The 17,667-nt window shown below is 66.4% G+C and carries 16 protein-coding genes; 6 read left to right on the top strand and 10 right to left on the bottom strand.

Translation table 11 applies throughout. The features are described from left to right. The first annotated feature begins 10 nt into the window (after positions 1-10). Positions 11-580 carry a biliverdin-producing heme oxygenase gene (locus POR01S_RS11475; protein WP_169742422.1) on the top strand — a complete coding sequence of 190 codons (570 nt, stop codon included), beginning with the start codon at positions 11-13 and terminating at the stop codon, positions 578-580. A gap of 7 nt (positions 581-587) precedes the next feature. Here POR01S_RS11475 and POR01S_RS11470 read toward each other — a convergent pair whose 3' ends face one another. Continuing rightward, a complete protein-coding gene (locus tag POR01S_RS11470; protein ID WP_042135907.1) occupies positions 588-1,463 on the bottom strand; it encodes a DUF6685 family protein in 876 nt (291 codons plus the stop codon). A 185-nt stretch (positions 1,464-1,648) separates the two neighbouring features. On the opposite strand from POR01S_RS11470, the gene POR01S_RS11465 reads away from it, so the two are divergent. Beyond that, on the top strand, positions 1,649-2,668 hold the full coding sequence (locus tag POR01S_RS11465) for a quinone-dependent dihydroorotate dehydrogenase (RefSeq protein WP_007159292.1): 1,020 nt from the start codon (positions 1,649-1,651) through the stop codon (positions 2,666-2,668). 119 nt (positions 2,669-2,787) lie between these two features. Here the strand turns inward: POR01S_RS11465 and rmf are convergent, their stop codons facing one another. Continuing rightward, positions 2,788-3,003 (bottom strand): ribosome modulation factor, encoded by a 216-nt coding sequence (gene rmf, locus POR01S_RS11460; protein WP_007159291.1) that lies wholly within the window; start codon positions 3,001-3,003, stop codon positions 2,788-2,790. A 317-nt stretch (positions 3,004-3,320) separates the two neighbouring features. On the opposite strand from rmf, the gene rlmKL reads away from it, so the two are divergent. Together rlmKL and POR01S_RS11450 are read left to right on the top strand one after the other, a co-directional pair. Next, positions 3,321-5,492, top strand: a complete 2,172-nt coding sequence (gene rlmKL, locus POR01S_RS11455; RefSeq protein WP_042135905.1) for a bifunctional 23S rRNA (guanine(2069)-N(7))-methyltransferase RlmK/23S rRNA (guanine(2445)-N(2))-methyltransferase RlmL — start codon at positions 3,321-3,323, stop codon at positions 5,490-5,492. 167 nt (positions 5,493-5,659) lie between these two features. Then, a complete protein-coding gene (locus POR01S_RS11450; protein ID WP_042135903.1) occupies positions 5,660-6,694 on the top strand; it encodes an acyltransferase family protein in 1,035 nt (344 codons plus the stop codon). Here the strand turns inward: POR01S_RS11450 and POR01S_RS11445 are convergent. Both POR01S_RS11445 and POR01S_RS11440 read right to left on the bottom strand, forming a co-directional pair. Then, positions 6,688-7,746 carry an oxidoreductase gene (locus tag POR01S_RS11445; RefSeq protein WP_042135901.1) on the bottom strand — a complete coding sequence of 353 codons (1,059 nt, stop codon included), beginning with the start codon at positions 7,744-7,746 and terminating at the stop codon, positions 6,688-6,690. The genes POR01S_RS11450 and POR01S_RS11445 overlap by 7 nt on opposite strands. An 81-nt stretch (positions 7,747-7,827) precedes the next feature. Continuing rightward, on the bottom strand, positions 7,828-8,265 hold the full coding sequence (locus tag POR01S_RS11440; RefSeq protein ID WP_007159287.1) for an HPF/RaiA family ribosome-associated protein: 438 nt from the start codon (positions 8,263-8,265) through the stop codon (positions 7,828-7,830). Positions 8,266-8,487: 222 nt separating this feature from the next. Here POR01S_RS11440 and POR01S_RS11435 point away from each other — a divergent pair, with 222 nt between their 5' ends. Continuing rightward, positions 8,488-9,552 carry a diguanylate cyclase gene (locus POR01S_RS11435; RefSeq protein ID WP_042135899.1) on the top strand — a complete coding sequence of 355 codons (1,065 nt, stop codon included), beginning with the start codon at positions 8,488-8,490 and terminating at the stop codon, positions 9,550-9,552. Beyond that, entirely contained in the window at positions 9,549-10,019 is a 471-nt protein-coding gene (ybaK, locus tag POR01S_RS11430) for a Cys-tRNA(Pro) deacylase (RefSeq protein ID WP_027596974.1), read from the top strand. The genes POR01S_RS11435 and ybaK overlap by 4 nt, the downstream gene beginning before the upstream one ends. Positions 10,020-10,179: 160 nt before the next feature. Here the strand turns inward: ybaK and xylB are convergent, their stop codons facing one another. The 6 genes from xylB to POR01S_RS11400 all read right to left on the bottom strand — a co-directional run bounded on the left by xylB (position 10,180) and on the right by POR01S_RS11400 (position 17,630). Continuing rightward, entirely contained in the window at positions 10,180-11,676 is a 1,497-nt protein-coding gene (xylB, locus tag POR01S_RS11425; RefSeq protein ID WP_042135897.1) for a xylulokinase, read from the bottom strand. Positions 11,677-11,748: 72 nt separating this feature from the next. Beyond that, positions 11,749-13,224 carry a mannitol dehydrogenase family protein gene (locus tag POR01S_RS11420; protein WP_042135895.1) on the bottom strand — a complete coding sequence of 492 codons (1,476 nt, stop codon included), beginning with the start codon at positions 13,222-13,224 and terminating at the stop codon, positions 11,749-11,751. Between the two features lie 64 nt (positions 13,225-13,288). Further along, a complete protein-coding gene (locus POR01S_RS11415; RefSeq protein ID WP_007159282.1) occupies positions 13,289-14,386 on the bottom strand; it encodes an ABC transporter ATP-binding protein in 1,098 nt (365 codons plus the stop codon). Between the two features lie 19 nt (positions 14,387-14,405). Further along, entirely contained in the window at positions 14,406-15,239 is an 834-nt protein-coding gene (locus POR01S_RS11410; RefSeq protein ID WP_007159281.1) for a carbohydrate ABC transporter permease, read from the bottom strand. A 10-nt stretch (positions 15,240-15,249) separates the two neighbouring features. Continuing rightward, entirely contained in the window at positions 15,250-16,182 is a 933-nt protein-coding gene (locus POR01S_RS11405; protein WP_007159280.1) for a carbohydrate ABC transporter permease, read from the bottom strand. A gap of 122 nt (positions 16,183-16,304) precedes the next feature. Continuing rightward, positions 16,305-17,630 (bottom strand): ABC transporter substrate-binding protein, encoded by a 1,326-nt coding sequence (locus POR01S_RS11400; protein ID WP_027602667.1) that lies wholly within the window; start codon positions 17,628-17,630, stop codon positions 16,305-16,307. Between the last annotated feature and the right edge of the window lie 37 nt (positions 17,631-17,667).

Genomic DNA, 17,667 nt, shown 5'->3' with positions numbered 1-17,667 from the left:
AGGTATTTGCGTGTCCTCCATCCGTGAAATGTTGCGCGCCGAGGGCGGTGCCCTGCACGAGCAGGTCGATGCGACCTTTGGCCGCTATGCGCTGCAGACCCGGCTGCATTACACCGCCTTTCTGCAGGCCCATGCCCAGGCCCTGATCGGTCTGGAAGACCTGCTGGAGCGCTCCGGCATCCAGCGCCTGCTGCCCGACTGGGCGGAGCGTCGCCGCACCGGGGTGCTGGCAGAGGATCTGCAGCGCCTGGCCGCCGAGCAGCCCGAACCCGTCATCCTCGAGCGCCTGCTCGACGAAGGCGAGTGCTGGGGGGTGGCCTATGTCCTCGAAGGGTCTCGGCTGGGGTCGCGAATGCTGGATCGCCATGCCGGCGAGAGTCCCGACGAGGCGGTGCGCGACGCCCGGGCCTATCTGGGCCACGTGCCGCCCAAGGGCGCCTGGCCAGGCTTTCTGCAGCGTCTGGACGAGGCGGGCAGCGATGCGCGCCTGCATCCGGCGATGCTGGCCGGCCAGCGGCTAGCCTTCGAGGTCTTTCTGGCGGCGGGGCAGCGACATGCGCCGGCGGTAGCCGCCCCCTGAGCGGTCTCTAGAGCGCCTGCAGGTAGCCGATCACCTCGGCAGCGCCCAGGCGTTCGAGAATCTCGCTGAGGACCCGGGTACTCGCCAGCTCGCTGGGCAGCAGCAACCACTCCAGATCCTGGCCCGGGGCGGGCAGTGGCAGGCGCGCATAGTCGAGCTTCAGGCCCAGCAGCACCTGGATGAAGTCGGGGTGGTTCCAGACCGCATTGGGCAGGGCATAGACTGCGAAAGCCTCCTGCAGGCGGTCGATGGCCGCCGGATCCAGGCGCAGGCACTGGATCTGCGCCGGCACCTCCACGGCGATCCCGCGGATGCGGGCGTAGGCGATGATGCTGGCGAAGGCGAGGGTGGTGGCCGTATCGTTTTCCAGGAACAGTCGGGTACCTCGCCAGCTGGCCTGGCGCAGACGCAGGGGCTGTTCCGCAGACAGGTTCGGCAAGGTGCGATAGAGCGCCGCCTGGAAATCCCGATAGCCGATGATCCGCACCTGCTCGCGCGCTGCGGGCAGGGCGGCCAGTTCCTCCAGCTGTACCGCCGTATCGAGCGTGCTGTCGCCGAGGCGCTGGCAGAGGCCATCGATGGCACGCAGGTCGAGGGCGGCGGCTTGCAGCGTATCGGCGACCACCAACTGACTGAGCAGGGCATGGGCGTGGCCCTTGATCTCCTGGGTCGGTCCGGACAGGGCGGCGCGGGGCAAGCCGAGCAACAGGTGCAGCGGATGGCCTTCATCCCACCAAAGGCTGTCGGTAGGCGCGGGCAAGGGGACGAAGGCGTCGGCCAGGCGTTCCAGGCAACGCTGGATCCGGCGGCTGGCCAGGGAGGGATGCAGATGCAAGGCCAGCGAAGACCAGGGGCTGCCCAGGAGGTTGGCACTGTTGCTCATGAGGTCTCCGGGGCGGATAGGAACTGCACGACCGAGTCTAGCGTGGGAAAGACCGCGCTATCGTCAAATGATTCCCGAAAGGTAGGATCTTTTGTGCGAGTGACCGTTCGCCTCCGGAGCGAGCGACGTATGGCCGGTGGCAAGCCTGTATAATGCGCGCTTTCCGAATCGCCTGTGAGTCCGCCATGTACGACGCGCTCCGTCCTCTGCTCTTCAAAATGTCTCCCGAAGGATCGCACGATCTGGCGCTGGACCTGATCGGTGCCGCGGGTCGTCTGGGCCTGACCGGGCTCGGCCGGCGGCCGGGTCGGCTACCGGTCCAGGTCATGGGCCTGGAGTTTCCCAATCCGGTGGGCCTGGCCGCCGGACTCGACAAGAACGGCGCCGCCATCGACGGCTTTGCCGGCCTGGGTTTCGGCTTCATCGAGATCGGTACCGTGACGCCGCGGCCGCAGCCGGGCAATCCCAAGCCGCGGCTGTTCCGCCTGGAGCAGGCCGACGCCATCATCAACCGCATGGGTTTCAACAATGCGGGCGTGGATGCGCTGATCGAACGGGTCAAGGCCGCCCGCTTCCGGGGCGTACTGGGGATCAACATCGGCAAGAATGCCACTACTCCGGTGGAGCGGGCGGTGGACGACTACCTGATTGGGCTGGACCGGGTCTATGCCCATGCCAGCTACATCACGGTGAACGTCAGCTCGCCCAATACGCCCGGCCTGCGCAGCCTGCAATTCGGCGACGCGCTCAAGAGCCTGCTGGAAGCCCTGCGCCAGCGCCAGGAAGACCTGGCGGTCCAGCATGGCCGCCGCGTGCCCATCGCCATCAAGATCGCCCCGGACCTGACCGATGAAGAGATCGTGCTGACCGCCCAGGCGATCCGCGATGCCGGGATGGACGCCATCATCGCCACCAACACCACCCTGGGTCGCGAAGGGGTGGAGAATCTGCCCTATGCCGCCGAGGCCGGCGGTCTGTCGGGCGCCCCGGTACGCGAGAAGAGCACCCATGTGGTGCGGGTGCTGGCCGGCGAGCTGGGTGGTCGGCTGCCGATCATCGCGGCGGGCGGGATCCTGTCGGGCGAGGATGCGGCGGAGAAGATCGCGGCGGGTGCCAGTCTGGTGCAGCTCTACAGCGGCTTCATCTATCGCGGACCGGCCTTGATCCGCGAAGCCGTGGATGCCATCGCGGCAGCGCGCCCCTGAGGGGGAGGGGGCTCGCTGGGAGCCCCCGTGGGACCGGGTCCCTGATCCTGGGAGAGGATCTGACTGGAAAACAACCAGAACGCTATGGGAAGCCCTGGGCTTCCGCTAGTGAAATCGAATTAGCCTACGGCTTGAAGTTGATTCATGCGTTGAAGACCGGCGGTGCCTACGTAGCCGTCCCATTGGTCGCTACGGCCCTCACGCCAGCCATTGAGCCAGGCCTGCCGGACGGCGTCCTGGGTGAAGGGGCAGAGGTCCCGCGATTTGCCCACGATGCCGTGCTGATAACCACGCTGGAAAGCTCGTTCCATTGGATCACGCTTGAGTCTTCTCATAGGGTAGTGCCCTCGTAGGTTGACTTGCAGATTGTCCATGGCCCGTTGCAGGCCTGGATGCCAGAGCCGGCGTCCTGACATCCGCCCCGCACCTTCGCGCTGCGGGTGGTCAATTACTAACCAATGGCGCTCTGGCTGGGAACGACCTTTTAGCTATAAGCCGTAATCAAATCGAAATGAAATGGCGATAAACCGCCGCTGGAATGCCGTCACTGCGGCTTGTTGAGACGCAGTCAAACTTTCACGCAAGGGGCTGTCCTCATCGGTCAATCCGACCAAAGGCAGAAAGTTCCTTGCGCTAACCTATGGATTCAACGATGTCCGCGATGCAACAACTCATCCTCACCTGTCCCAAGGGACTCGAGACCCTGCTGCTGGAAGAGGCCCAGGGCCTCGGCTTGCAGGAGGCCCGCAGCCAGACCGCGGCGGTGCGCGGCGAGGCCAGTCTCGCGGATGCCTACCGCCTATGCCTCTGGTCGCGCCTGGCCAACCGGGTGCTGCTGGTGCTGGCGCGCTTCCCGGTGGAAGACCCCCAGGGGCTGTACCTGGGCGTGCACGGGGTGGAATGGGAAGAACACCTGGCGCCCACCGGCACCCTGGCGGTGGGCTTCAGCGGCCAGGGCGCGGGCATCGACAACACCCATTTCGGTGCCCTCAAGGTCAAGGACGCCATCGTCGACCGCCTGCGCGAGCGCACCGGGCAGCGGCCCACGGTGGACAAGGTTGCTCCGGATCTGCGCGTCCACCTGCACCTGGAGCGCGGCCAGGCCATCCTCTCGCTGGATCTCTCCGGTCAGAGCCTGCACCAGCGCGGTTATCGCCTGCAGCAGGGCGCGGCGCCGCTCAAGGAAAACCTGGCGGCCGCGGTGCTGATCCGTGCGGGCTGGCCGGCCCTGGCCGCGGCCGGTGGCGCCCTGGCCGACCCCATGTGCGGGGTGGGCACCTTCCTGGTCGAGGCCGGCTTGATGGCGGCGGACATCGCCCCCAACCTGCGCCGCGAGCGCTGGGGCTTTTCCGGCTGGCTGGGCCATGTGCCCGCCCTCTGGCAGCAACTGCACCAGGAGGCTGAAGCGCGAGCCACTGCGGGCCTGGCCAGGACGCCGGCCTGGATTCGCGGCTACGAAGCCGATCCGCGGCTGATCCAGCCGGCGCGCAACAACATCGAGCGGGCCGGGCTGTCCGAGTGGATCAGGGTCTACCAGGGCGAGGTCGCCAGCTTCGAGCCGCGTCCGGACAAGGGCCAGACCGGCCTGGTGATCTGCAACCCGCCCTATGGCGAGCGCCTGGGTGACGAAGCCAGCCTGCTGTACCTCTACCAGAATCTTGGCGAGCGCCTGCGCCAGGCCTGCCTGGGCTGGCGTGCAGGGGTCTTTACCGGCGCGCCCGAGCTGGGCAAGCGCATGGGCATCCGCAGTCACAAGCAATACGCCTTCTGGAATGGCGCCTTGCCCTGCAAGCTGCTGATGTTCGAGGTGGAGACCCGCCAGTTCGTCACCGGCAGTCGCAGTGGCGAACGCCCGGCCAATGCCCAGGCGGCGGAGCCGGCCAAGCTCAGCGAAGGCGGGCAGATGTTCGCCAATCGGCTGCAGAAGAATCTCAAGCAGCTCGGCAAGTGGGCCCGCAGCCAGGGCGTGCAGTGCTATCGCCTGTATGACGCCGACATGCCCGAGTACGCGGTGGCGGTGGATCTCTACGGCGATCGCGTGCACGTGCAGGAATACGCACCGCCGCGCTCCATCGACCCGGACAAGGCCCAGGCGCGCCTGCTCGACGCCCTGGCCGCCATTCCCCAGGCGTTGAACATCGATCCGTCACTGGTGGTGGTCAAGCGCCGTGAGCGGCAGAGCGGCACCAAGCAGTACGAACGCCAGGCCGCCCAGGGTGAATTCCTGCAGGTGGAAGAAGCGGGCGCCAAGCTGCTGGTCAACCTCACCGACTACCTGGATACCGGGCTGTTCCTCGATCACCGTCCGCTGCGTCTGCGGCTGCGCCAGGAAGCCCAGGGCAAGCGTTTCCTCAATCTGTTCTGCTACACCGGCGCCGCCACGGTGCAGGCGGCAGTGGGCGGTGCACGCAGCACCACCAGCGTCGACCTCTCGCGCACCTACCTGGACTGGGCCCGGCGCAACCTGGCGCTCAACGGCTTTTCCGAGCGGCACCGCCTGGAACAGGGCGATGTCCTGCACTGGCTGGAAAACGATCGCGGCGAATACGATCTGATCTTCGTCGACCCGCCGACCTTCTCCAACTCCAAGCGCCTGGAAGGGGTGTTCGACGTCCAGCGCGATCACGTCGCCCTGCTCGACTCGGCCATGGCCCACCTGAGTCGCAACGGCGTGCTGTATTTCTCCAACAACTTCCGCAAGTTCGAACTGGATGCGAGTCTCGCCGAGCGCTATCGCGTCGAAGAGATCAGCGCCAGCACCCTGGATCCGGATTTCGCGCGCAATCCCAAGATCCATCGCGCCTGGCGGTTCAGCCTGCAATGAGGTCAGCCGCCTGAACTGCCGCTGAACGGGTCGGGCATCGAGCTGTTCAGCCTGTGAACCGGCGCAATCCAGCCTTTTCCCACGAACGCCCCAGCAGCCCGTGCCGTCCACAATGACGGCGCAGCGCTGGGTCGTGCCTGGCGGGATGAGGAGGGAAAGGTTCTACGATGCTGGTTTCACTGCAGGCTCTCAGGGCCCTGGCCGCCTGGCTGGTGGTCTTTCATCACTTCATGCAGGTGTTCTTCGATTTCCACGCCGACAGCCTCGGTGGCCATCTGCTCTCCACCCGGGGACAGGTCGGGGTCGACATCTTCTTCGTGCTCAGCGGCTTCGTGATCCACCTGTCCACCGCGGGCCGACCGCTCAGGCGCAGTACCTTCCTCTGGCATCGCATCGCCCGCATCGTCCCGGCCTATTGGCTGTACACCGCGGTGACGGCGCTGATCCTCTATCTCGCCAGCGACGTGATGCCCATCTATGGCGTCGCCGCGCGCGAACTGCTGCTTTCGCTGTTCTTCATTCCCAGCGAGAATCCGGCGGGCTTCGGCCACTATCCGATCCTGCCGGTGGGCTGGACGCTCAACTTCGAGATGCTGTTCTACCTGCTGTTCGCCCTGTCCTTTGGTGTGGCCGAGCGCTGGCGCATCGGGATGGTCAGCCTGCTGGTAATCCTGGTCAGCCTGGTGCTGGCCCGCGAGTCCTTTGTCAGCAGCTTCTATCGCAATCCGATCATCTTCGAATTCCTGCTAGGCGTGAGCCTGGCGGCGCTCTATCGCCGTGGCGCCCTGCGCGGACCCAAACCCCTGGCTCTGGTGGCGGCCCTGGCGGCACTGACCTGCCTGGTGGCTTTTCCCGCCGATCATCCCTGGCGCCTGCTGACCTGGGGCGTGCCCAGTGCGGTACTGGTCGGCGCCTGCGTGATCCTCGAACCCTGGTTCGCCGGCTCGCGGCTGTGCAAGGCGCTGGGGGACTGGTCCTATTCGGTCTATCTGGTGCACGTGATCGTGCTCTGGCTGGGCGACTACTGGCTGCACCAGCAGTGGGGATTCAGTCCCTACCAGACCCTGATGGTCTGCCTGCCGGTGATCCTGCTGCTGGCCTGGGCCAGCTACGAGTGGATCGAGCGCCGCCTGTCGCGCACCCTGCGCCAGCTGGGCGAGCGCCTGGCCGGACGGCGCCCGCAGTGGGTGGCCGGTCAGTAGGCCGCGCGTTCCGCCGCGCTGAGTTCGGGCATCAGCGCCCGACCTTCCGCCGAGGAACGCTGCGCCGCTTCCAGCAGGGCCATGAGGGCGCAAGCCTGGGCCGGGCTGACGGGATTGCCGGCGCGACCGGCGAGGGCTTCGACCAAGGCGAGGTAGTAGCGACGGTGATCGCCCGCCGGCGTCGGCAGGGCCTGGCGCTCGCCGCTGGCCTCGATCAGCCAGCCAGGATCCGGATCCTGGCCCCAGTCGGGACCACCGGGGCGTACGCCGGCCTTGAGCGCGTCCTCCTGACGATCCGCGCCTTGCTTGATCCAGCTGGCCGCGGTGCCCTGCGCTAGAAAGCGCGGCACGCCACCGGCGGCCAGCATCCCGGCTCTCAGGGTCACCTGGCGAGCGCCGTAGTCCAGCTGCACCTGGAACCAGTCGTCGGTGAGGGCGCCGGGTCGTTGCCGCACCAGCTGCGCCTGCAGGCGCTCGGGCAGGCCGAACAGGCAGAGCGCCTGATCCAGCAGATGGGGACCGAGATCGAACCAGAGGCCACTGCCGGGCAGCGCGGCTTCGCGCCAGCGCGTCCGCACCTCGGGACGAAAGCGCTCGATACGGGATTCCAGGCTGGTCAACTCACCCAGGGCGCCGCTGGCCAGGACTGCCTGCAAGCCGAGGAAATCGCTGTCCCAGCGACGATTCTGGAACACCGACAGCAACCGGCCGGCCTGTTCGGCTTCCTCGACCAGTTGCCGAGCTTCGGCCAGGGTCACGGTAAAGGGCTTGTCGACCACCACGTGCTTGCCGGCGGCCAGGGCGGCGCTGGCGAGAGGCGCATGGGTCTGGTTGGGTGAGGCGATCACCACCAGGTCGATGGCCGGATCCCTCACGGCCGCCAGGTAATCCGCGGTGACGCGCACCCCGGGCAGATCGGCCTGCACACGTGCGGCATCCCGTGAGGCCACCAGCTCCAGGGAGAGCCCAGGGATGGAGCTCAGCAGGGGGCCATGAAAAGTCTGACCGACGAAGCCGTAACCGATCAGGGCGACGCGAAAGGGGGAGGGCATGGGGCTTCCTTGTGCCGGGGTGGAAAACAGCGAGGCCGCTCAGGGAGCGGCCTCGGTTGAACGCTAGCGTCTAACGGCGCATCACTTCAACTGGTGATCGTGAGCCAGTTGCTCCCGTTCGAGAAATTCGTCCTGCCGCAGCGAGTCCTGGAATTCTTCGGAATCTTCCAGGGCCAGGGGGTCATTGAGTTCACCGCCCGACAGCCGCTTCTTTTCCAGCTTGCCGGAGAGGTTGCTGATGGCCCGGTGCAGCTTGTCGGCTGCGCCATCCACCGCCTGTTCCAGGGATTCGGCCTTGTGCGTCACCGAAAGCGGCTGATGGCCCTTGATGCGGGCCTCCATCTGGCACCGCTTGTCCTGGGCGCCCGATTTGCCGGCGTTCTCGTCGTTGAGGTGCACCTCGACGCGGGTCAGGAGTTCGTCGAAGCGATCCAGGCGGTCTTCCACCACGGACGCCACCCAATTCTGCAAACCGGCGCTGCCTTCGATGTTGTGGTCACTGTTGACTTGGACTTGCATGCGGCTTCCTCTTTTTGACGGGCCTGACCATTGGATGAGGCCGGTCAGGCCGAGGTTCAAGGCTGTTCGTCCGGTGTGCGTGTCACCCGATGTTTCCTTCTGGCAGTGTCTAGGGGCGTCGTAAGGTTCGGAACACGACGTTCAGGTCGCGGTCGCTGGCGTTTTGCCCTTGTCCACTGATAATGCGCGACCTTTCATCGTCCGTCGCAGTGGGGATCGTCAATGCCAGATGTGCTCACCCGTGGCCGCAATTTTGCCCGGCGGCTCTGGCTACCCCGTGCGATTGGTCTGTTGCTCAGCCTGAGTTGCATCGTCTCGGTGCAGCTCACCCAGCCGGTGTCCATCGGACTGTGGATCCTGCTGCTGGCCAATGCGCTGCTCTGGTCGCCGCTGGCCTATTGGCGCGCCGTCCGTGCGCGCGATCCCTATCGCACCGAACTGGGCAATCTGCTACTGGACTGCGGCTCGGCCGGCTTCTGGGCGGCGAGCATGGGCTTCAACCTCCTGCCCAGCGCGACGCTGCTCGCCATGACCGGTCTCAACATGCTCGGCGCCGGTGGCCTGGCGTTCTGGCGCCGAGGGCTGGTCGCGCAATTGGCGGGCATCCTGGTCGGCCTCGTGGTGCTGCGCCATCCGGTCGCCATCGAGACCTCCACCGCACAGATCTATGCCTGCCTGCCGATGATCATCGCCTATCCCTGGGCCCTGGGCCTGGTGAGCTTTCGCCTGGCGCAGCAGTTGTCGCGGCGCCAGCAGGAGCTGGAGCTGATCAGCAAGCAGGACGGCATGACCGGGCTGCACAACAGAACCCACTGGGATCAGCTGCTGCACCGGGAATTCGCCCGCTGCAAACGCAGCGGCGCCGCGGCCAGCCTGGTGATGATCGACCTGGACAACTTCAAGCTCATCAACGACCGCTTCGGGCATCAGGCCGGCGACGAGATGCTGCGCCAGTTTTCCGGTCTGCTGGCGCGCACCATCCGCACCAGCGATCTCGCCGGTCGTTTTGGCGGTGACGAATTCGGTATCCTCTTGCCCGACACCTCGCCCGAGCGGGCCCTGGATCTGATCCGGCGGCTGCAGGAGCGTCTGCATGAAATGCAGGCAGGCGGCCCCGGCGACCGTCAGAACGTGCGCGTCGGCCTGAGCTGCGGCATCGCTGGCTTCGACCGCGCCTACGATGACGTCGCCCACTGGTTGCAGGCGGCCGACTTCGCTCTCTACCGCGCCAAGGCGCAGGGCCGCGGGCGGGCGGAGGTGGCCGATCCCCAAGGAGTGCTGGCATGACCCCGGCGATAGAACTGCTCAAGAAGAGCCAGGTGCCCCACGAGGTGCTGAGCTACCACCATGACCCCAAGGCCGCCTCCTACGGCCTGGAAGCCGCCGAGAAACTCGGTCTGGCAGCGGAGACGGTGTTCAAGACCCTGCTGGCGGCAAGCGAGAAACAGGAATTGCTGGTGGCCATCGTGCCCGTCGCCGGCACCCTGGATCTCAAGGCCCTGGCCCAGGCGGCCGGGGTGAAGAAACTGGAGATGGCCAAACCCGACCAGGCCCAGCGCAGCACCGGCTACCTGGTGGGCGGCATCAGCCCCCTGGGGCAGAAGAAGCGGCTGCGCACCTTCATCGACGACTCCGCGGCGGCGTTGCCGAGCATCCATGTCAGTGCCGGGCGCCGGGGGCTGGAAGTCGCCCTGGCACCGGCGGACCTCGCCCGCTTGCTGGACGCGCCCTTCGTGCCTATCGGCAAGGGCTGAGCGCCTGCCTATCGGGTAGGGTGGAAAGCCGCGTAGCGTTTTCCACGCGCCATCAGGCTAGTGGTGGACAAGGCTGCGCCGGCGTCCACCCTACGACGGGTTGGTTGCCAAATTTCAGCAGGTTGGAAAACCGCCTGGCGTTTTCCACCCCCTCTATCCGCTAGGCGATCCCGTAGCTCTCGCGCAGTTGCTGCCGATAGCGCTGGTAGGCCGCCTCGTACTCGGCGACCCGCGCCGGGTCCGGTTCGGCGCGGCTGGCCGGGTCCAGGTGCACGCAGCGCTCGGTGAGGCTGTCGAGCGACTCCGGGCGGCCCTGCTCGCGACTCCAGCACCAGGCGGCCTGCAAGGCGCCCCCCAGGGCCGCGGCTTCGCCGTGCACCGGGCAGACCACCGGGGTGTTCATCAGATCGGCGATCAGCTGCCGCCACACCGGGCTCCTGGCGCCGCCGCCGATGAGTCTGAGGGTGTCGCCGGGCATGCCCAGGTCGCGCAGCAGATCGAAGCCATATCTCAGGGCGAAGCTCACCCCCTCGACCACCGCCCGGCACAGATTGGCGCGGGTCAGGTTGGTGGCGGTAAGGCCATGCAGGCTGGCGGTGGCGGTCGGCAGCGCCGGTACCCGTTCGCCATTGAGGAAGGGCAGCATCAGTACCCCTTCCGCGCCGATGGGCGACTCCGCCACCAGACGGGTGAATTCCGCCAGGTCCAGGCCGAGCAACTCGCGGATCTGGCCGCTGGCATTGGTCAGGTTCATGGTACAGATCAGCGGCAGCCAGCCGCCGTTGGACGAGCAGAAGCCCGCCACGGCGGGATGGTCGCTGATGCGAGGTTCGTCGGAATACCCATAGAGGGTGCCCGAGGTGCCCAGGCTCAGGGTGATCTGGCCGGCGCGGCTGTTGCCGGTGCCCAGGGCGCCCATCATGTTGTCGCCGCCGCCGCTGGAGACCAGCGCCTGGGGATTGATGCCCAGTTGGCTGGCGACCTCCGGCCGCAGCCGTCCGACCGGCTGGTCGGCTTCGATCAGCACCGGCAGGGCGCGCTCCAGGCGCCCACTGGGGTCGATGTGGCGCAGCAACTCCAGATCGTACTGGCGCGTCCGCACATTGAAATAGCCGGTGCCCGAGGCGTCGCCGTATTCGGCCACGGCGCGTCCGGTCAGCCAGAAGTTCAGGTAATCGTGGGGCAGCAGCACCTGGGCGATCTGGTCGAACACCTCCGGGTGCTGTTCCTTGGTCCAGAGCAGCTTGGAGACGGTGTAGCCCGGCGCGATGGCCAGGCCCAGGCGCTCGATGGAGCCTTCCACGCCACCCAGGTGTTCCAGCAGGCGCTGGTTTTCCGGGGTGGATTCGGTGTCGCACCAGAGCTTGGCCGGCCGCAGGACCTTGCCGCTGTCGTCGAGCAATACCAGACCATGTTGCTGGCCGGAGACGCCGACGCCGAGGATGTCCTGGCCATCGCTGCCGGCCTGCGCCAGGGCGGCGCGGGTGGCCGCCACCAGGGCCCGGATCCAGTCTGCCGGATTCTGCTCGCGGCGGCCATTGGCGCCCTCGGTCAGGGGGTGAGGCGCACTGCCTTCACCCAGTACCACCCCGCGCTCGACATCCAGGATCACCGCCTTGGTGCCCTGGGTGCCGCAGTCTATCCCGAGAAACTTCATGCTTGGCCGCTCCTTGTTGTTGTTTGGGCTCGTATTGATCATCGACGCTGCCCAGGCAGCTTTTTGCCAAGGCTAGTCGCCGAGCAGGGTCTGCAAGGTGGCGCTGACCCCATGGGTACGCAAGTTGTACAGCTGCCGCTCGAAGGCGGCAACGAAGGCCGCGGATTTCGGGATGTGCTTACCGAAGATTTCCTCGGCGCCCAGCAGGCGCTCGGTGAGATTCTTCTGATCCTGCACCAGCTCTTCGCAGTAGTTGGCGCGCGGATCGGGAATGCGATAGGTCGCCCCGATCTCGTCCACGCCCCGCAGATAGACCGCCCAGGCGGCCACCACCAGGGCGGCGCGATCCAGGTCCTTGCCGTCCTCGATCAGCCGGTTGATGGTCGGCACGGTGAATTTGGGAAACTTCGACGAACCGTCCGAGCAGACCCGCTCCAGCTGGTCGGCGATGGCGCGATTGGAGAAGCGCTCGATCAGGGTGTCCTTGTACTGGTCGAGATCGATGCCGGGCACCGGGGCCAGCTGCGGCGTCACGTCCTTGTCCATGTAGGTGCGGATGTAGCGCACGAACAGCGGGTCGGCCATGGTCTCGTGGACGAAGCGGTAGCCCTTGAGGAAGCCCAGGTAGGTCAGCGCCAGGTGGCTGCCGTTGAGCAGCTTGATCTTCATTTCCTCGTAGGGGGTGACGTCATCGGTGAACTGGACGCCGACGTCTTCCCAGGCCGGACGGCCGGCGACGAACTTGTCTTCCAGCACCCACTGCAGGAAGGGCTCGCAGACCACCGGCCAGGCGTCCTCGACGCCGTGTTCGGCCAGCAGCGCCTCGCGATGGGCGGTGCTGGTCATGGGGGTGATGCGATCGACCATGGCGTTGGGAAAGCTGACGTGCTCGGCGATCCAGCCGTGCAGCTCTTCGTCCACCAGGGCGGCGTAGGCCAGCAGGGCCTTGCGGGTGACCTGCCCGTTGTGCGGGAGGTTGTCGCAGGACATCACGGTGAAGGGCCCGGTGCCCTCGGCGCGGCGCTTGGCCAGGGCCGCTAGCAGGAAGCCGAAGACGCTGCGCGGATCGCCCGGATGCTGCAGGTCGTGCTGGATCAGCGGCAGCTTGAAGTTGAATTCGCCGGTGCTGTCGTCCATGCAGTAGCCGCCCTCGGTGATGGTGAGGGAGACGATGCGGGTGCTGGGATGGGCCAGCTTGTCGATCAGCGTCTGGGTGCCGTCCTCGGCCAGCAGCATGCCGCTGATGGCGCCGACGACGCGCACCTCGGTGTCCGGCTCGTCGGCCAGCACCACCTGGGTATAGAGATAGTCCTGGCCGGCCAGGGCATCACGCATGGCGCGGTCTTCGGCGCGCAGGCCGACGCCGCAGATGCTCCAGTCCAGGTCGCGCCCCTGGTTCAGCAGGGCCTCGGTGTAGATGGCCTGGTGCGCGCGGTGGAAGCCGCCGACGCCGATGTGGACGATGCCCTGGCGCAGCTGGCAGGCGGCGTAGCCGGGCTTGGCGATGTAGTCGGGTAGTTGTTCGAGGTGCTGGCGATTGAGTTTCACGATGGCGATCCTGCAAGGCGGTGCCCCGGGCGCGCGCAGGGCGCCGGGGCTGGAAGGGGGAGGGTCAGGCGGCTTTGCGCAGCAGCGGCGCCACGGCGCGGCCCTGCTCGTCGAACAGGTGGCAGAAGTCGACGTCCAGGGCCAGGCGCTGGCGTTCGCCGTAGGCAACGGCACAATCACCCGGCACGCGCACGGTCAGCGGCTCCTCGGCCTCGGTGACCATGTGGCAATAGGTGTCACTGCCCAGGCGCTCGGCCACATCGCTGATCACCGGCAACTGGCCGTCGGCGGCCAGGCGCAGGTGTTCCGGACGAATGCCCAGGGTCACCGGGCTGCCGACCGCCAGGTCGTCGCCGCGGCGCGGCAGGTGCAGGCGCGGACCGGCCGCCAGCTCCACCTCGACGCCCTGGGCGTCGGTGGCCGCCACCTTGCCCTTGAGGAAGGCCATCTTCGGCGTACCCAGGAAGCCGGCGACGAAGAGGTTGGCCGGATGGTGATAGAGCTCCAGGGGCGAGCCGACCTGCTCGACGCGACCGCCATTGAGCACCACCACCTTGGTCGCCAGGGTCATGGCTTCCACTTGGTCGTGGGTCACGTAGATCATGGTGGCCTGCAACTCCTGGTGCAGGCGCGCCAGTTCCAGGCGCATCTGCACGCGCAGGGCGGCGTCCAGGTTGGACAGGGGTTCGTCGAACAGGAAGATCTTCGGCTGGCGGACGATGGCGCGGCCGATGGCCACCCGCTGGCGCTGACCACCGGAGAGCTGGCGCGGCTTGCGCTCCAGCAGCGGCGTCAGCTCGAGGATGCGGGCGGCATCGGTGACCTTGCGCTCCACTTCCTGCTTGTCGATCTTGGCCAGGTCCAGGGCGAAGGAGAGATTCTTGCGCACGCTCATGTGCGGATAGAGGGCATAGGTCTGGAACACCATGGCCAGGTCGCGCTTGGCCGGCGACACCTCGGTGATGTCGCGACCGTCCAGTTCCAGGGTGCCGCTGGTGACCTCTTCCAGGCCGGCGATGAGCCGTAGCAGGGTGGATTTGCCGCACCCGGACGGGCCGACGAAGACCACGAATTCGCGGTCGTTGATGTCGAGGTCGACGCCCTTGATGATTTCCAGCGAGTCGAAGCCCTTGCGCAGGCTGCGGATTTTCAGATTGGCCATGACAGGAGTCCTCTTGTTCTTATTTCACCGCGCCGAACGACAGGCCGCGGACGAGTTGTTTCTGGCTGATCCAGCCAAAGATCAGGATGGGTGCGCAGGCCAGCGTCGAGACGGCCGACAGCTTGGCCCAGAACAGTCCCTGGGGACTGGAGTAGGAGGCGATCAGCGCGGTCAGCGGGGCGGCGTTGGACGAGGTCAGGTTCAGCGACCAGAAGGCCTCGTTCCAGCAGAGGATCAGCGACAGCAGCATGGTCGAGGCGATGCCGCCCTTGCTGATCGGCAAGAGCACCCGGACGATTTCCTGGTAGGTGGTGGCGCCATCCAGGCGCGCCGCCTCGAGGATGTCCTTGGGGATGTCCTTGAAGTAGGTGTAGACCATCCAGACCACGATCGGCAGGTTGATCAGGGTGTAGACGGCGATCAGCAGCAGTCGGCTGTCGAGCAGTTCGAACTGCTTGGCCAGCAGGTAGATGGGCACCAGCACCCCGACCGCCGGCAGCATCTTGGTGGACAGCATCCACAGCAGCAGACGCTGGGTGTTGCGGGTCTCGTGGAAGGCCATCGAGTAGGCCGCCGGCAGCGCCAGCAACAGACTGAGCAGGGTGGCGCCAAAGGAGATCACCACCGAATTCAGCGCGAAGTGGAAGTAGTCGCTGCGCGCCTGGATGGTCAGGTAGTTCTCCAGCGTGGGCATGAAGAAGAATTGCGGCGGCGTGGCGAAGGCGTCGATCTCGGTCTTGAAGCTGGTCAGCACCATCCAGAAGATCGGGAAGAACAGCACCAGGGCCACCAGCCAGGCGAGCAGGCCCAGCAGCAGGCTCTGCAGGCGCCGGGATTGCTTGAGCGTCAGCATGTCAGGGTCCTCACTGTTGGGTCAGGTTCTTGCCAAGCATCCGCACCAGGATGATGGCGGCGATGTTGGCGATGAGCACGGCGATCAGGCCGCCGGCGGAGGCCAGGCCGACGTCGAACTGCAGCAGGGCCTGGTTGTAGATCAGGTAGGCGAGGTTGGTGGAGGCGAAGCCCGGACCGCCACTGGTGGTGGTGTAGATCTCGGCGAACACCGACAGCAGGAAGATCGTCTCGATCATCACCACCACGGCGATGGGCCGTGCCAGGTGCGGCAGGGTCAGGTGCCAGAAGATGGCGACCGGACCGGCGCCGTCCAGGCGGGCCGCTTCCTTCTGCTCCTGATCCAGCGACTGCATGGCGGTCATCAGGATGAGGATGGCGAAGGGCAGCCACTGCCAGGACACGATCAGGATGATCGATAGCAGCGGGTGGGTGGCCAGCCAGTCCACCGGGGTGGCGCCGAACAGTTTCCAGATCGCGGCGAGGATGCCGGAGACCGGATGGAAGATCAGGTTCTTCCAGATCAGGGCGCTGACCGTGGGCATGATGAAGAAGGGCGAGATCAGCAGGACGCGGACGATGCCGCGACCGAAGAATTCGCTGGCCTCCAGCAGCGCCGAGATAAGCACGCCGAAGACCACGCTGATCAGCAGCACGCTGCCCACCAGCAGCAGGGTGTTGGTCATGCCGGGCCAGAAGCCGGCATCGGTGACGAAGTATTCGAAGTTTTCCAGGCCGACGAAGGCGTGCTCGCCGGGGTAGAGCAGGTTGTAGCGGATCAGCGAGAACCAGATGGTCATGCCCAGGGGCACCAGCATCCACACCAGCAGCAGGGCCACCGAAGGACTGATCAGGAACCAGCCGGGACCGGCTCGACGGCGTTGACGACGGGCGGGAGCGGCAGGGGATTCGACGACGGGCGTCTTGAGGGTGGAGGTCTGCATGGCGATGCTCCGCAAGGCAGTGGGCCGTGACGAGGCACTGGCGTCTCGCGACGCCAGCGACGGATCAGGCAGGGAAAGCCGCTAGGCCGGGGGCCGCGTGGTGCGGACCCCGGGCTCCAGCGCTACTTGGGATAGCCGGCGCGCTTCATTTCCCGGGCGGTGGACTGCTGCGCCGCCTGCAGGGCCTGCTCGACCGACATCTGCCCGGTGAGGGCCGCGGCGAACAGCTTGCCCACCGAGGTGCCGATGGCCTGGAACTCGGGAATGGTCACGTACTGGATACCCACGTAGGGCACCGGCTTGGCCGAGGGATGGGCCGGGTCGGCGTGCTGCAGCATGTCCAGCGAGACCTTGGCGAAGGGCGCCGCGTCCATGTAGGCCTGGCTGTAGGTGGACTTGCGGGTGCCCGGCGGCACGTTGGCGATACCGTCGGTGTCCGCGACCAGCTTGGCGTAGTCCTTGGAGGTGGCCCAGGTCACGAAGGTCTTGGCGGCGTCCTTGTGCTTGGAGGAGGTGGGGATACCCAGCGACCAGGCATACAGCCAGGACGAGCCCTTGTCGGTGACCTCGCGCGGCGAGCCGGCGAAGCCGACGCTGTCGGCGACCTTGCTCTGGCTCTTGTCCATGGTGAAGGAGCCGGCGACGCTGGCATCGACCCAGATGGCGCACTTGCCGCTGTTGAACAGCGCCAGGTTTTCGTTGAAGCCGTTGCTGGAGGCGCCGGGCGGGCCGTACTTCTTCATGTTGGTGACGTAGTAGTTGGCCGCCGCGGTCCATTCCGGACCGGTGAATTCCGGTTGCCACTTCTCGTCGAACCAGCGCGCGCCGAAGGCGTTGGCCATGGTGGTGACCAGGGCCATGTTCTCGCCCCAGCCGGCCTTGCCTCTCAGGCACAGACCGTACTGGTCCTTGTCCGGCTGGTGCAGCTTGCCGGCGAATTCGGCGATCTGGGTCCAGGTGGGCTGGGCGGGCATGGTCAGGCCGGCCTGCTGGAACAGATCCTTGCGGTAGTAGGTGATGGAGCTTTCGGCATAGAAGGGCAGCGCATAGAGGGTGCCCTTGACCGACAGGCCTTCGCGAACCGACGGGAAGAGGTCGTCCAGGTCGTAGTTGGCGGGCAGGTCCTTCATGGGCTCCAGCCAGTTCTGGGCGCCCCAGAGGCCGGTCTCGTACATGCCGATGGTGAGGACGTCGAACTGGCCACCCTGGGTGGCGATGTCGGTCGTCAGCCGCTGACGCAGCACGTTTTCTTCGAGCACCACCCAGTTGAGCTTGATGTCGGGATGCTGGTCTTCGAAGGTTTTGGACAGCCGCTGCATGCGGATCATGTCGCTGTTGTTGACGGTGGCGATGGTGACCGTTTCGGCGGCCTGGAGGGCCAGCGAGAAGGTCAGGCCTGCAGAGAGGGTAACAGCGGACAATAAAAGCGCTTTTGGTGTTGTTTTCATCTTGCACTCCGCGTCCTGTGCAACTGCAGCAGACGCT

This window comes from Pseudomonas oryzihabitans NBRC 102199 (genome assembly GCF_000730625.1).
Taxonomy (GTDB): Bacteria; Pseudomonadota; Gammaproteobacteria; order Pseudomonadales; family Pseudomonadaceae; genus Chryseomonas; species Chryseomonas oryzihabitans.
Note: the sequence above shows the minus strand (reverse complement) of the source record. Positions and strands in the feature narration are given on the sequence as shown.

Excerpts from the sequence above, each read along its gene's own strand:
- POR01S_RS11470 (WP_042135907.1), bottom strand. The coding sequence starts at position 1,463 with ATGAGCAACAGTGCCAACCTCCTGGGCAGCCCCTGGTCTTCGCTGGCC.
- POR01S_RS11465 (WP_007159292.1), top strand. The coding sequence starts at position 1,649 with ATGTACGACGCGCTCCGTCCTCTGCTCTTCAAAATGTCTCCCGAAGGA.
- rmf (WP_007159291.1), bottom strand. The coding sequence starts at position 3,003 with ATGAGAAGACTCAAGCGTGATCCAATGGAACGAGCTTTCCAGCGTGGT.
- rlmKL (WP_042135905.1), top strand. The coding sequence starts at position 3,321 with ATGTCCGCGATGCAACAACTCATCCTCACCTGTCCCAAGGGACTCGAG.
- POR01S_RS11450 (WP_042135903.1), top strand. The coding sequence starts at position 5,660 with ATGCTGGTTTCACTGCAGGCTCTCAGGGCCCTGGCCGCCTGGCTGGTG.
- POR01S_RS11445 (WP_042135901.1), bottom strand. The coding sequence starts at position 7,746 with ATGCCCTCCCCCTTTCGCGTCGCCCTGATCGGTTACGGCTTCGTCGGT.
- POR01S_RS11440 (WP_007159287.1), bottom strand. The coding sequence starts at position 8,265 with ATGCAAGTCCAAGTCAACAGTGACCACAACATCGAAGGCAGCGCCGGT.
- POR01S_RS11435 (WP_042135899.1), top strand. The coding sequence starts at position 8,488 with ATGCCAGATGTGCTCACCCGTGGCCGCAATTTTGCCCGGCGGCTCTGG.
- ybaK (WP_027596974.1), top strand. The coding sequence starts at position 9,549 with ATGACCCCGGCGATAGAACTGCTCAAGAAGAGCCAGGTGCCCCACGAG.
- xylB (WP_042135897.1), bottom strand. The coding sequence starts at position 11,676 with ATGAAGTTTCTCGGGATAGACTGCGGCACCCAGGGCACCAAGGCGGTG.
- POR01S_RS11415 (WP_007159282.1), bottom strand. The coding sequence starts at position 14,386 with ATGGCCAATCTGAAAATCCGCAGCCTGCGCAAGGGCTTCGACTCGCTG.
- POR01S_RS11410 (WP_007159281.1), bottom strand. The coding sequence starts at position 15,239 with ATGCTGACGCTCAAGCAATCCCGGCGCCTGCAGAGCCTGCTGCTGGGC.
- POR01S_RS11405 (WP_007159280.1), bottom strand. The coding sequence starts at position 16,182 with ATGCAGACCTCCACCCTCAAGACGCCCGTCGTCGAATCCCCTGCCGCT.
- POR01S_RS11400 (WP_027602667.1), bottom strand. The coding sequence starts at position 17,630 with ATGAAAACAACACCAAAAGCGCTTTTATTGTCCGCTGTTACCCTCTCT.